We start from the raw sequence: 12,202 nt of genomic DNA, 5'->3' as shown, positions 1-12,202 counted from the left end.
CCGCCGCATGACCGCGCCGCCGGACCTGCGCGAGTTCGACGAGAAGATCTCCGACGTGCGTCGCGAGAAGGAATCGGCGATCGACGCGCAGGACTTCGAGAAGGCCGCGCGCCTGCGCGACGAGGAGAAGCAGCTCCTCGGCCAGAAGTCCGAGCGCGAGAAGCAGTGGAAGTCCGGTGACCTCGACGTCGTCGCCGAGGTGGACGACGAGCTGATCGCCGAGGTGCTGGCCAACTGGACCGGCATCCCCGTCTTCAAGCTCACCGAGGAGGAGACCACCCGTCTGCTCCGCATGGAGGACGAGCTCCACAAGCGGATCATCGGCCAGGAGGACGCCGTCAAGGCGGTCTCGCAGTCGATGCGCCGCACGCGGGCCGGCCTCAAGGACCCGAAGCGGCCGTCGGGGTCGTTCATCTTCGCCGGCCCCTCGGGTGTCGGGAAGACCGAGCTGACCAAGGCGCTCGCCGAGTTCCTGTTCGGTGACGACGACGCGCTCGTCCAGATCGACATGGGCGAGTTCCACGACCGCTACACCGCCTCGCGGCTCTTCGGCGCGCCCCCCGGGTACGTCGGCTACGAGGAGGGCGGTCAGCTCACCGAGAAGGTGCGGCGCAAGCCGTTCTCCGTGGTCCTCTTCGACGAGATCGAGAAGGCCCACTCCGAGGTCTACAACACGCTGCTGCAGGTGCTCGAGGACGGCCGCCTGACCGACGGTCAGGGCCGCATCGTCGACTTCAAGAACACGGTCATCGTGTTCACGTCGAACCTCGGCACGCAGGACATCTCGAAGGCGGTCGGCCTCGGGTTCCAGTCCGGGCAGGACACCGGCTCGAACTACGAGCGGATGAAGAACAAGGTCACGGACGAGCTGAAGAAGCACTTCCGTCCCGAGTTCCTCAACCGCATCGACGACATCATCGTGTTCCACCAGCTGCGTGAGGACGAGATCATGCTGATGGTCGACCTCATGATCGGTCGCACCGAGAAGCAGCTGCAGAACAAGGACATGTCGATCGAGCTCACCGAGAACGCGAAGAAGCTGCTCGCCCAGCGCGGCTTCGACCCGGTGCTCGGCGCCCGTCCGCTGCGTCGCACGATCCAGCGCGAGATCGAGGACCAGCTCTCCGAGAAGATCCTGTTCGGGGAGATCGAGCCCGGGCAGATCGTGCTCGTCGACGTCGAGGGCTGGACCCCCGAGACCGACGAGAAGGGCGTGACGAAGGCGGCTCCCGAGTCGGCGACGTTCACGTTCCGGGGCGAGGCCAAGCCGACCCCGGTGCCTGACACCCCGGAGGTCGCGACGGCGGGCACGTCGGACCAGGCCGACGGCTGATCCGCTCCTGAGCGCTCGGCGCCCCGGTCACCCTCGTGGTGGCCGGGGCGTCGTCGTGTGTGGGGGCCGGCTCGGGTTTCTGAGCGAAGGGCACCTTCGGTCGACTAGATCGGCCGTGGGCGTCCCTCGCCGGAACGCCGAGCGCCGGGTGTGGTTGAGCGAAGGGCACCTTCAGTCGATCTACTCGACCGAAGGTGCCCTTCGCTCGAAACGGCCCCCGACCGGATCTCCGAGCGCGCGCGCGCCCCTCCGCTAGCGTCGAGCACGGACGGCGGAACGGCCGCCGCTGCAGGGGAGAGAGCGCACGTGGCGCAGCGGGACAGGAGCTCGGAGGGCCCCGACGCGGGGACGACACCCGCCGACGCGCCGACGTCCTCCCGACGGCGGCCGTGGTCCCGGCGCGAGTACACGCCCGAGCAGATCGAGGCCGCCAAGCAGCAGTGGCGGGACATCCGGCCGTGGGATCACCCCATGGCCCGCGCCGACAAGATCCTGATCTTCTCGACGCTCGCGATCATCGTCCTGATGCTGCTGACCCTGCCGGTGCGGCCGTTCCTGCTGGCGACGCACCCGGTGGCGCTCAGCGTGGTCACCGGCAGCCTCTCGGCGGCCGGGGCGGCCGCGGCGTTCGCCCGGATCGGCGGTGCCGATCTCTGGCTCGTGATCGCCGCCGGCGTCCTCGGCATGATCAAGTTCGACTGGCTGTTCTGGTGGGCCGGCCGTCGCTGGGGCGCAAAGGGGGTGCGCTTCTTCACCCCACCGGGACGCGCCACGCGGTTCGTCGAACGCGTCCGGTCCTGGCCGCCCTGGACCACCGCGATCCTGGTCGTCGCGGCCGCGCTGCCCGGGGTCCCGTCGGTTCCGCTGTTCCTGCTCGCCGGCCTCGCCGGGATGCCGCTCGTGGCCTTCCTGGCGCTCGACGCGATCGGGTCGGCCCTCGTCGTCGGGCTCGTCGCGGGCCTGGGCTACGGGCTGGGGCAGGCGGCTGTGGACGTCGTGCTCACGATCGACCAGTACGCGCTGTGGGTGACCATCGCGCTCATCGTCGTCGTCTCCGTGCGGGCCGGGCGGCGCGGCCGGCCGAGGAGCGCGCGGTGACGAGCGCTCAGCCCGGCCCGTACAGGGACGCCAGCGCCGTCGCCGTCTCCCGCATCTGCTCCCGCAGCGCGGCCGGCGACACGACCTCCACCTCGCCGCCCAGGGCGAGCAGCTCCGAGCGGGCCGCCGCGATCGACTCGATCGGGATCACCGCGCACGTCCACCCGTCGTCGTCGACCGGCCACTCCCGCTCCGCGAGCGCCCGCGCCGTGTGCGGGCGCAGCACCACCGGGGCCAGCTCCACCCCGCACGGCGAGAGCCGCACCGCCGCCTCGGCCTGGTACAGCGCGGCCGCGAGCTCGGAGGACCGCGCGTTCCAGTACCGCCATAGGTCGAAGCCCTCGGGCCGCTCGAAGCGCGCGTCCAACGTCTCGAGGGACAGCACGCGCGCGACGCGGTAGGTGCGCGGGTCGGCGCCGTCGTGCGGCGCAGCGACGAGGTACCAGACCCCGCCCTTGAGGACGACGCCGAGCGGCTCCAGCTCCCGCTCGACCTCCTCGTCGCCCCACCGCCGGTAGCGGACCCGCACCACCCGCTGGTTCCACACCGCATCGGCGATCCCGGTGAGCGTCGGGACGTGGTCGGCCTCCCGGAACCAGCCGGGCGCGTCGAGGTGGAAGCGCTCGGCGATGCGGCGCGAGCGCTCGGCCAGCTCGGTCGGCAGCGCGGCCTGCACCTTCAGCTGGGCGGCCGCGAGCACCCGGCCCAGACCGAGCTCGGCCGCCGCGCCCGGCATCCCGGCCAGGGCGAGCGAGTCGGCCTCCTCGGCCGACATCCCCGTCAGCTGCGGGCGGTAGCCCTCCAGCAGCGAGTACCCGCCGTCCGGCCCGCGATCGGCGTAGACCGGGACCCCGGACTCGGCGAGGGCGTCCATGTCGCGGTAGATGGTGCGGATCGAGACCTCGAGCTCGTCGGCGAGCTCCCGCGCCGTCATGCGCCCGCGCGACTGCAGCATCAGCAGCAGGGAGAGCAGCCGGCTCGCGCGCACAGCTCACAGTCCTACCGCATCACCTGACAGTGGATGTCAGTCACCCTCCCACGGCGTGCTGCTCGGTGTGCTGCAGCCGGTCCGGGACGCCGTCCTGCTCCTGGTCGGTGAGCAGGGGGTCGACGACGCCGCCGCGGACCGCCTCGAGCTGCGCCGACACCGCGAAGCCCGCAACCAGCGCCACGCCGGTCAAGGCTCGGGGGCGTGCCGGTCACCAAGGAGCAGGCGGTCGCGTTCCGGATCGCCGCGCAGGGGTTGGGACGGGTCGACGACGACGGGGTTGCGGCGGTCCTCGCGCTCGGGGTCCAGCACTCCGGGCCGACCGCGGCGCTGGTGCTCGCGGCGCGGCTGCCCGGGCCGCCGATGGGTGCGGAGGACCTGGGCCTCGAGCTCGCCTGGACCCACCGCGGCGCGCCCCACTGGCACGAGGCCGGGTCGGCGGCGGGGAAGAAGCTCACGCTCGCGGTGACGGCGTCCGACGGCGGGGGTGGCCGGGGCTCGATGAGGAGGCCGAGCGGGTCGCGGCGGCACGGGGGCTCCGGCTGGCCGATGTCAGGGAGGGTTCATCCTGACGTCAGGTGTCACGGATGATCCGTCGCTGATCCCGGCCCGCCCCGCTCGTCCAGCGCCTCCAGCGTCATCCGCGCTCCCGCCGCCAGGCCGACGCCGTGCCCGTGGCGCACCTCGGGCTCCCGGACGTTGATCCGGACGAGCCGTCCCGACGACGCCGCGGCCAGCTCCGCGTGGCGGCGCACCGTCGGCACCGCGGTGCCCGCGCCGAGCTCCACCACCGCGACCCCGGCCGCGTCCCGCGCGCGCAGCCATGCCCGGTGCTCGGCCATCCGCTGCGTGTGCACGCCCGGGACCCACGAACCGTCGCCGAACATGAGAATGTTCGGCCGCGCCACGGCCCCGCACCGGGGGCAGGTCGGCAGCGGCGGCACGGCGCGCATCGTCGCCTCGTCGACGATGACGACGACGTCGTCCGCGGGCCACGTCCCGTCGTGGCAGGGCCGGGAGCACTGCAGGGTGCCGATCGCGCCGTGGCACTCGGTCACGTCCTCGGCGGCGAACCCCGCGGCCTGGAACGCGCCGTCGACGTTGGAGGTGAACACCCGCGTCGGGAGCCGCTGCGACCAGCGGCGCAGCACGGCGAACCCGGCGTGCGGCACCGTCGCCCGGTAGAGCGCGAGGCGGTGGCCGTAGAAGCCCCAGGCGAGCTCGGGGTCGTCGTCGAAGTGCTCCGGGTCGGCCAGTTCCTCGAACCGCAGCCCGAGCCGGCGGTAGGGCGGGTAGGCGCGCCAGAAGCCCTCCGGGCCGCGGAAGTCGGGCAGCCCGGAGTCGACGCCCATGCCGGCCCCCGCGGCGACCACGAGCGACGTCGCGCCGGCGAGCAGCTCGGCCGCCCGCGCGAGGTCCTCGGGACGCGGGTCGCTCAGGACTCCCCGCCGCCCTTCCCGACCGAGAGCACCACCTCGAACTCCATCAGGTCGGCGCCCGAGGACACCGGCTGCTTGCGCTCACCGGCGTGCGCGGCCGCGGCCGCCCCGCCGTCACGCCAGGCGGCGAACGCCTCCTCGGACTCCCACCGGGTGTAGACGAAGTACCGGTCGTCCCCGGCGGTGGGGCGCAGCAGCTCGTAGCCGAGAAAGCCCGGGGTCTCCTTGATCGCCTCGCCGCGGGCGGCGAAGCGGCGCTCGAGCTCCTCCCCGTTGCCCTCGGGGACCTTGATGGCATTGATCTTCACGACGGCCATGCCCTCGACCCTACGACGACGCGTCGAGTGTCTCGCCCGGGAGCGCGAAGCGACCGTCGGCGAGCTGCTCGACGAGCCCGTCGACGAGCAGCGAGTCCAGGCAGCGGGCGCGCTGGGCGGGGTCGGTGAGCCAGGCCGCCTCGAGGGCGGGGGCCTCCACGGGACCCGGGGCGTCGCGCAGCACGTCGAGCAGCCGGCCGCGCACCTGGCGGTCGGTGCCGGCCCAGCGCTGGCCGCGGCGGATCGGGCCGTCGTGCGCGGGCCGCCCGGCGTGCTGCCAGGCACAGACGTCGAGGACCGGGCAGTCGGCGCACCGCGGGCCCCGCGCCACGCACACCGTCGCGCCCAGCTCCATGAGCGCGGCCGAGGTGCGCGCCGCGGCGGCCTCGTCGAGCGGGAGGAGGGCCTCGGTGTCGGGGAGGTCGCGGGAGGAGGTGTCGCCGGCCTCGGCGCGCCCGTGCACCGCGCGCGCCACCACGCGCCGGACGTTGGTGTCGACGACGGGGCAGCGCCGCCGGTAGGCGAACGCGGCGACGGCCCGCGCGGTGTAGGTCCCGATACCCGGCAGGGCGAGCAGGGTGTCGACGTCGGGCGGTACGACGTCGCCGTGCTCGGCCGCCACGACGGCGGCCGCGGCCTGCAGGCGCAGCGCCCGCCGCGGGTAGCCGAGCTTGCCCCAGGCCCGCAGGACCTCGGCGGTCGGCGCCGCCGCGAGGTCGGAGGGCCGCGGCCACCGGGTCATCCAGACGTGCCAGACCGGCTCAACCCGCACGACCGGGGTCTGCTGGAGCATGATCTCGCTCACCAGGACGCCCCACCCGGTGACCTCGACGCCGCGCCACGGCAGGTCGCGTGCGTGCAGGGCGAACCAGGGCAGGAGCCGGTCGGCGAGGGCGGTGTCGGGCGGGTCGGTCATCGGGTGACGATCCTGCCTCCTCGACCCGACGGCGTTCCCCGCACGGGTGAGTTCCACCGACGCCCCGGCGCGGGTGGATCGCTGACCGCGACCGCGCTTCTACGGTGCGTGACATGCTGCAGCCGGTGGGACCACTCCCGCCGTCGGTGTACTGGCGACGGCGGGCCGTCGCCGCAGCGGTCGTCGTCCTCGTCCTCGCCCTCCTCATCTGGGCGATCGCGGCCGCGTCCGCCGCCGACGGCAGGTCCGACCCGTCCGCGGCCGCCCCGCCGCCCACCCCGTCCGCCGGGCCGCCGTCCCCGGTGGCCTCCCGCGGCGCCCTGCCCACCGGCGGCCCGGGGGTCACCGCGCTGGAGTCGACGCTCCGGGCGCCCGGGGCGGGGGGACTGCTCGGGACGCCCGGGCTGCCCGGGACGAAGCCGCAGACCGCGGCCGACGCCGGCGCGGGTTCAGCTCCCCTGCCCGGCGCCGACTCGCAGCCCGGCGGCGCCTCCGGGGCTCCGCACGCCGCCGGCCCGACCCCGGGCGCCCCCACCCCGTCGCCGGTCCCGTCCTCGCCCGCCCCGACGAGCGCCCCGGCCCCGGGAGCAGCGGCACCCGCCGCGGCACCGGCGCCCGCCGCGGCCCCGCCGCGCTGCGCCGACCGGGACCTGCGCGTCACCGCCCGCACCGACAAGCCGAGCTACGCCGCGGGCGAGCACCCGCTGTTCACCCTCGTGGTCACCAACACCGGCTCCGACCCGTGCACCCGGGACCTCGACGCGGCCCGGCAGGCGATGGCCGTCGTCCGCAAGCCCGGTGACGGGCTGTGGGGCAGCAACGACTGCTCGCCCGCGCACACCGACGACGTCCGGACCCTCGCCCCGGAGCAGGAGGCGGTCTTCTCCGTCCGCTGGGCCGGCCGGGCGTCGATGCCGGGGTGCACCGGCGAGCGCGACGTCGTGCCCCCTGGCACCTACGAGCTGCTGACCCGGCTCGACGGCACCATCAGCGACCCCGCGCGGTTCAGCCTCACCCCCTAACCCGCTTCCCGCCGCCGATCCCGGCGGCCTCGAGCGCGCCGCGGAGATCGTCGACCTCGACCAGGTCGAGCCCCTTCGGCGCCGTCGTCCCCGGGCCGAACGGGACGATGGCCCGAGGGACGCCCAGCCGCGCGGCCTCGGCCAGCCGGCGGTCCGTGGCCGGGACCCGGCGGAGCTCCCCGGTCAGCCCCACCTCGCCGAGCACGACCACGCCGTAGGGCAGCGGGGTGTCTCGCAACGACGATGCGACGGCCAGAGCGATCGCGAGGTCCGCGGCCGGCTCGCGCAGCTTCATCCCGCCCACGGTCGCGGCGAAGACGTCGTGCTGGCCGAAGGAGAACCCGTCGCACCGTTGCTGCAGCACCGCGAGGATCTTCAGGACCCGGTTGGCGTCGAGGTCGGAGACGGTGCGCCGCGCCGGGGCGTCGGAGCCGACCCGCGAGACCAGCCCCTGCACCTCGGCCATCAGCGGCCGCTTGCCCTCCATGACGACGGTGACCGCCTGGCCGGGCACGGTGCCCGTCATCGTGCCGACGAAGAGGCCGGACGGATCGGTGACCTCGTGGATCCCGCCGTCGAACATCTCGAAGCAGCCCACCTCGTCGGACGGGCCGAAGCGGTTCTTGAGGCCGCGCACCATGCGCAGCGTCGAGTGACGGTCCCCCTCGAAGGAGAGCACGACGTCGACGAGGTGCTCGAGGGTCCGCGGACCGGCGATGGCGCCTTCCTTGGTGACGTGGCCGATCAGCACCACGGGCAGGTCCCGTTGCTTGGCCAGGGCCACCAGCGCACTGGTCACCGCGCGGACCTGCGAGACGCCGCCGGGGGTGCCCTCGACGTCGGGCGACCCGACGGTCTGCAGCGAGTCGACCACCAGCAGGCCCGGGTCGACGGCCTCGACGTGCGCGGCGACCTCCTCGAGGTCGGCCGTCGCCGAGAGGAACAGGTGCGGCGCGACGGCCCCGGTCCGCTCGGCCCGCAGCCGAACCTGGCCGGCCGACTCCTCGCCGGTGACGTAGAGGACGGTGCCGCCCCCGCGGGCGCGCTGGGCGGCGACCTCGAGCAGCAGCGTCGACTTGCCCACCCCGGGCTCACCCGCGAGCAGCACCACGGCGCCGGGGACGAGGCCCCCGCCGAGCACGCGATCGAGCTCGCCGACCCCCGTCGGCCGGGAGACGACCGTCTCCAGCCCGACCTCGCCGATCGGGCGGACCGGGCTCGCCGGGCGCGCGGTGGCCGGCGGCGCCCCACCCGGTGCCCCCACCGCGGCCGCGGGTGGCAGCCCCTCCTCGACGGTGCCCCAGCCGCCGCAGCCCGGGCAGCGCCCCACCCACTTCGCGGCCGGCTGCCCGCATGCGGTGCACTCGAACGCCCGGCCGCCACGGGCCTTCGCGGTCCCCTTCGTACTCACGCGCCGGAGGTTAGGCCCACCCCCCGACAGTCAGAGGTGGCCTACGGGCCCGTGAGCACTCATCCGTGTCACAGGGCGGATTACTGCTCACATGCCCGGAGGGCACCTATGAGGCCGGCACCGGGTTCGTCGCCTGCACGGGCACCGGCAGCGTGATCGAGCCGGCCTTGGCGAAGGTGAACGTGACGGGGTAGGTCGGGCCCGCGTGCAGGACCTGCGCGACGCCGACCAGCGTCACCCGCAGGGTGCCGTTCGGCTTCGTCGGCGACGGCGGGCCCACCGGCCCGGGCGCCGAACCGACCATCGACGTCGCGTCGTCCTCGGGGATCGTCGTGGTGCCCTCGAGGCGGACCTGGGCGGCGTACGGGGTGGTGACCGACACCAGTTGGTCGTCGACGAGCCCCTGGTTCACGAAGGTCCCGGCCAGCGTGATCGTGCCCCCCGCCGGCACGACGACCGCTGCGCCCGGGTCCAGCTTGATGTCGCGCAGCAGGATCGGGCCGACCTGGCCCTCGGAGCCGGGGACGGACGAGACCGTCGTGTCGGTCTGCGTCACCGCGCCGGCGCTGCAACCGGAGAGCACGAGCGCGGCCGCGCCGAGCAGGGTCGCGGCGAGCAGTGCTGAACGGCGCGGACGTCCCGTCGGTCGGCGGGTCATGGCGCGGTGTCCTCCTGGGCGGCGGTGCGGACCGGGCGGCGGTGCCGGGTGGGGTCGGCGCGGGTGGGCCGGGCGACCCGGTCGGGTCGGCGACACCCTAGCCCCCGCGCGCCCGCCCGGCGTGTCCGCAGCCGGTCGTCCGCGCCCGTCCGGGTGGCGCCGCGCAGCGCGCCGCGGCGCGGTCCGAGGGTCGTCGACGACCCTCCCGACCTCGGGGAGCACGGGCACGACTCAGTTGTCAACCCCCTGACCTGCGAAGACGGTCCGATCCCCCTCCATGGTCGTGTCGCCGACGTGTTAACCTGGAAGCAGCGAAAGGGGCTAGAGGACACATGGTTTTCAAGGTCGGCGAGACCGTCGTCTACCCGCACCACGGTGCCGCTCTCATCGAGGCGATCGAGACCCGGACGATCAAGGGCGAGGAGAAGAAGTACCTCGTCCTCAAAGTCGCCCAGGGCGACCTGACCGTCCGGGTCCCCGCGGACAACGCGGAGATCGTCGGTGTTCGCGACGTGGTCGGCCAGGAGGGCCTGGACCGGGTGTTCGAGGTGCTGCGCGCCCCGCACACAGAGGAGCCGACCAACTGGTCGCGCCGGTACAAGGCCAACCTGGAGAAGCTCGCGTCGGGTGACGTGAACAAGGTGGCCGAGGTCGTCCGCGACCTGTGGCGTCGGGAGAAGGACCGTGGCCTGTCGGCCGGCGAGAAGCGCATGCTCGCCAAGGCCCGGCAGATCCTCGTGAGCGAGCTCGCGCTCGCCGAGGGCACCGACGAGGTGGCGGCGGAGTCACTCCTCGACCAGGTGCTCGCCTCCTGACCCCACCGTCCACGGTGTCCCCGCGGCCCGTCGTCGCGATCGTGCCGGCGGCCGGGTCCGGGGAGCGTCTCGGCGCCGGTCGTCCCAAGGCCCTGGTCCCCGTTGCGGGTGAGGCCATGGTCGCGCGTGCGGTCGACGGTCTGCTGGGCTCCGGCTCGGTGGACGAGGTCGTGGTCGTCGCGCCCGTCGACCACCTCGACGCGATGCGGGCGGTGCTCCCGCCCGCCGTCCGGGTGGTACCCGGCGGCGCGGACCGGATCGCGTCCGTCGCGCTCGGCCTCGCCGTCGTCGACGACGCCGAGGCGGTGCTCGTCCACGACGCCGCGCGCTGCCTGTGCCCCGCCGTCGTGACCCGCGCCGTGGTCGACGCGGTCCGGGCCGGGCACGGCGCGGTGATCCCCGCGCTGCCGGTGGCCGACACCCTCCGGCGGGTCGACGCCGCCGGACGCGTCGTCGGCCCGGTCGACCGGACCGGGCTGCTGGCCGTCCAGACCCCCCAGGGTTTCGCCCGAGACCTTCTGTGCCGCGCCCACGAGGCGGCGGCCGCCTCCCCGACCGCGTCGCGCGCCACGGACGACGCGGGGCTGGTCGAGGCGCTCGGCGGCGAGGTCGTCACCGTGGCGGGTGATCCTCGTGCGTTCAAGATCACGACGCCGCTCGACCTCGCGATGGCCGAGGCGCTCCTGGGCGCGGGGGATGTCAGCGACGGTCCACCGCTGGACGCGAGGACGGGCGCCCCGTCGTGAGGGTCGGCATCGGCACCGACGTGCACCCGCTGGCCGAGGGCGTGCCCTGCTGGGTGGCGGGGCTGCTGTGGGAGGGCGTCCCGGGCTGCGCCGGGCACTCCGACGGCGACGTCGCCGCCCACGCCCTCTGCGATGCCGTGCTCTCCGCGGCCGGGCTCGGGGACGTCGGCGCCGTGTTCGGCACCGGGCGCCCCGAGTGGGCGGGCGCATCCGGGGTGCGGCTGCTCGGCGAGGTGCGGCGGCTCGTCGCCGACGACGGGTGGACGCTCGGCAACGCCGCCGTACAGGTGATCGGGAACCGGCCGAAGATCGGGACCCGGCGCGACGAGGCCCAGCAGGTGCTCTCCGACGCGCTCGGGGGACCGGTCGCGGTGTCGGGGACGACCTCCGACGGGCTCGGGCTTACCGGCCGCGGCGAGGGCCTGGCCGCCGTCGCCACCGCGCTGCTCCTGCCCGGCTGAGTTCTCCCGAACCGCCCCCGCGCGCCGGGGCGGTGTGCTTGCCTGCCCGGAGAGGGGAGGCCGGCGTGTTCGACGTGAACTGGGAGGCGCGCTCGCACGCCGAGATCTTCTCGCAGCTGCAGGGCGGCGGATCGGGGTTCTCCGAGGCGGGCGGGGCGTGGAACCAGCTGGCGTCGCGCCTGCGGCAGGTCGCCGGCTCCGTCGAGCAGGCCACCCGGGGCATCACGGCCACCCGGACCGGAGCCGCGGCCGACGCGGCCCGGGGTGCGGTCGGGCCGATGGGGACGTGGGCCGACGAGGCGCGGGCGTTCAGCGACGCGGTCGGGTCGGTCTCGCACGAGCAGTCCCGCGCCCTGACCAGCACCCGCGCCGCGGTGCCGCCCCCCGCGCCCGCGACCGCCCGGGCACCCGTCACGCGCATGACCTGGGAGCAGGCGGGCGGGCTGGCCGCGGCCGACGCCGACCTCGCCGACCGGGCCTCGCTCGACGCCGAGCGCGCGGCCCGCTCGGCGATGGTCCGCTACCAGGACGACAGTGCCCTGCGCTCGTCCGCCCTGCCCCGGTTCGACGCGCCCCCGGGCGGCGCGCCGCAGGTCAGCGTCGTGCCGCGCGGCGGATCGGGCCCGACGACGTCGGGTGCGGGCGCGGCCGCCCCGGGCGGAGGCTCCGGGGTCCCGACGACGGGGCAGGCGGGCGGCGCCGTCGCGGGCGGCGGAGGGATCGGGGGCGCTGCCGGTGGCGGCGGTGCTGCGGGTGGCGGTGCCGGGGCCGGAGGGGGCGCGGGCGGTCCGGGTACGGCGGGTGCGGGCGGTGCGACGGCGGGAGGCGGCGGGGTCGGCGCGGGTACCGGCGGCGGCCCGGCCGGCACCGGGGCGGCCGGGACGGGCGGTGCCGGCACGGGGGTCGGTCCCGGTGGTTCCGGCACCGGCGGGACGGGGGTGGCGCTCCCGGGAGCCGGCGCCGGCGGCTCGGGCACCGGCACCTCGGCGGCCGGGACG

The 12,202-nt window shown here is 75.3% G+C and carries 15 protein-coding genes; 8 read left to right on the top strand and 7 right to left on the bottom strand.

Annotation, left to right across the window (positions count from 1 at the left end; translation table 11 throughout):
* Together VGH76_RS03165 and VGH76_RS03160 are read left to right on the top strand one after the other, a co-directional pair.
* Positions 1-1,333 (top strand): ATP-dependent Clp protease ATP-binding subunit (locus tag VGH76_RS03165; protein WP_331555157.1); only part of this gene is annotated, 1,333 nt, incomplete at its 5' end.
* A 306-nt stretch (positions 1,334-1,639) separates the two neighbouring features.
* Positions 1,640-2,431: a DedA family protein gene (locus tag VGH76_RS03160; protein WP_331555156.1), complete on the top strand. Its 792-nt coding sequence runs from the start codon at positions 1,640-1,642 to the stop codon at positions 2,429-2,431.
* Between the two features lie 7 nt (positions 2,432-2,438).
* Here VGH76_RS03160 and VGH76_RS03155 read toward each other — a convergent pair whose 3' ends face one another.
* The gene (locus VGH76_RS03155; protein ID WP_331555155.1) at positions 2,439-3,419 is read right to left on the bottom strand and encodes a helix-turn-helix transcriptional regulator; all 981 of its coding nucleotides are present in this window, start codon (positions 3,417-3,419) and stop codon (positions 2,439-2,441) included.
* A gap of 40 nt (positions 3,420-3,459) precedes the next feature.
* Positions 3,460-3,603: a hypothetical protein gene (locus VGH76_RS03150; protein WP_331555154.1), complete on the bottom strand. Its 144-nt coding sequence runs from the start codon at positions 3,601-3,603 to the stop codon at positions 3,460-3,462.
* Positions 3,604-3,623: 20 nt separating this feature from the next.
* On the opposite strand from VGH76_RS03150, the gene VGH76_RS03145 reads away from it, so the two are divergent.
* Positions 3,624-4,010 (top strand): hypothetical protein, encoded by a 387-nt coding sequence (locus tag VGH76_RS03145; protein ID WP_331555153.1) that lies wholly within the window; start codon positions 3,624-3,626, stop codon positions 4,008-4,010.
* Here the strand turns inward: VGH76_RS03145 and VGH76_RS03140 are convergent.
* The 3 genes from VGH76_RS03140 to VGH76_RS03130 all read right to left on the bottom strand — a co-directional run bounded on the left by VGH76_RS03140 (position 4,001) and on the right by VGH76_RS03130 (position 6,091).
* The gene (locus VGH76_RS03140) at positions 4,001-4,771 is read right to left on the bottom strand and encodes an SIR2 family NAD-dependent protein deacylase (RefSeq protein ID WP_331555158.1); all 771 of its coding nucleotides are present in this window, start codon (positions 4,769-4,771) and stop codon (positions 4,001-4,003) included. The two genes, VGH76_RS03145 and VGH76_RS03140, sit on opposite strands and share 10 nt — an antisense overlap.
* Positions 4,772-4,854: 83 nt before the next feature.
* Entirely contained in the window at positions 4,855-5,175 is a 321-nt protein-coding gene (locus tag VGH76_RS03135) for an antibiotic biosynthesis monooxygenase (RefSeq protein WP_331555152.1), read from the bottom strand.
* Positions 5,176-5,185: 10 nt separating this feature from the next.
* Entirely contained in the window at positions 5,186-6,091 is a 906-nt protein-coding gene (locus VGH76_RS03130) for an A/G-specific adenine glycosylase (protein ID WP_331555151.1), read from the bottom strand.
* A gap of 113 nt (positions 6,092-6,204) precedes the next feature.
* Between VGH76_RS03130 and VGH76_RS03125 the strand changes: the two genes are divergently transcribed.
* Positions 6,205-7,113 carry a DUF4232 domain-containing protein gene (locus VGH76_RS03125; protein WP_331555150.1) on the top strand — a complete coding sequence of 303 codons (909 nt, stop codon included), beginning with the start codon at positions 6,205-6,207 and terminating at the stop codon, positions 7,111-7,113.
* Here VGH76_RS03125 and radA read toward each other — a convergent pair.
* On the bottom strand, positions 7,103-8,524 hold the full coding sequence (radA, locus tag VGH76_RS03120; protein ID WP_331555149.1) for a DNA repair protein RadA: 1,422 nt from the start codon (positions 8,522-8,524) through the stop codon (positions 7,103-7,105). The genes VGH76_RS03125 and radA overlap by 11 nt on opposite strands.
* 106 nt (positions 8,525-8,630) lie before the next feature.
* Positions 8,631-9,182 (bottom strand): copper chaperone PCu(A)C, encoded by a 552-nt coding sequence (locus VGH76_RS03115; protein ID WP_331555148.1) that lies wholly within the window; start codon positions 9,180-9,182, stop codon positions 8,631-8,633.
* 332 nt (positions 9,183-9,514) lie between these two features.
* Between VGH76_RS03115 and VGH76_RS03110 the strand changes: the two genes are divergently transcribed.
* The 4 genes from VGH76_RS03110 to VGH76_RS03095 form a co-directional block, all read left to right on the top strand.
* Complete coding sequence (locus tag VGH76_RS03110) at positions 9,515-9,997, top strand: CarD family transcriptional regulator (protein WP_116707106.1); 483 nt, start codon at positions 9,515-9,517, stop codon at positions 9,995-9,997.
* Positions 9,998-10,011: 14 nt separating this feature from the next.
* Positions 10,012-10,743, top strand: a complete 732-nt coding sequence (gene ispD / locus VGH76_RS03105) for a 2-C-methyl-D-erythritol 4-phosphate cytidylyltransferase (protein ID WP_331555147.1) — start codon at positions 10,012-10,014, stop codon at positions 10,741-10,743.
* Complete coding sequence (gene ispF / locus VGH76_RS03100; protein WP_331555146.1) at positions 10,740-11,204, top strand: 2-C-methyl-D-erythritol 2,4-cyclodiphosphate synthase; 465 nt, start codon at positions 10,740-10,742, stop codon at positions 11,202-11,204. Before ispD ends, ispF begins: the two co-directional genes overlap by 4 nt.
* A 65-nt stretch (positions 11,205-11,269) precedes the next feature.
* Positions 11,270-12,202, top strand: a 933-nt coding sequence (locus tag VGH76_RS03095) for a PPE domain-containing protein (protein WP_331555145.1), incomplete at its 3' end; no start/stop codon positions are given.

The organism is Actinomycetospora sp., assembly GCF_036497585.1.
Classification (GTDB): Bacteria; Actinomycetota; Actinomycetes; order Mycobacteriales; family Pseudonocardiaceae; genus Actinomycetospora.
Note: the sequence above shows the minus strand (reverse complement) of the source record. Positions and strands in the feature narration are given on the sequence as shown.

Bases quoted from the DNA above. Each gene is read 5' to 3' on its own strand.
- VGH76_RS03140 (WP_331555158.1), bottom strand. From the start codon at position 4,771: ATGGGCGTCGACTCCGGGCTGCCCGACTTCCGCGGCCCGGAGGGCTTC.
- VGH76_RS03135 (WP_331555152.1), bottom strand. From the start codon at position 5,175: ATGGCCGTCGTGAAGATCAATGCCATCAAGGTCCCCGAGGGCAACGGG.
- VGH76_RS03130 (WP_331555151.1), bottom strand. From the start codon at position 6,091: ATGACCGACCCGCCCGACACCGCCCTCGCCGACCGGCTCCTGCCCTGG.
- VGH76_RS03125 (WP_331555150.1), top strand. From the start codon at position 6,205: ATGCTGCAGCCGGTGGGACCACTCCCGCCGTCGGTGTACTGGCGACGG.
- VGH76_RS03115 (WP_331555148.1), bottom strand. From the start codon at position 9,182: ATGACCCGCCGACCGACGGGACGTCCGCGCCGTTCAGCACTGCTCGCC.
- VGH76_RS03110 (WP_116707106.1), top strand. From the start codon at position 9,515: ATGGTTTTCAAGGTCGGCGAGACCGTCGTCTACCCGCACCACGGTGCC.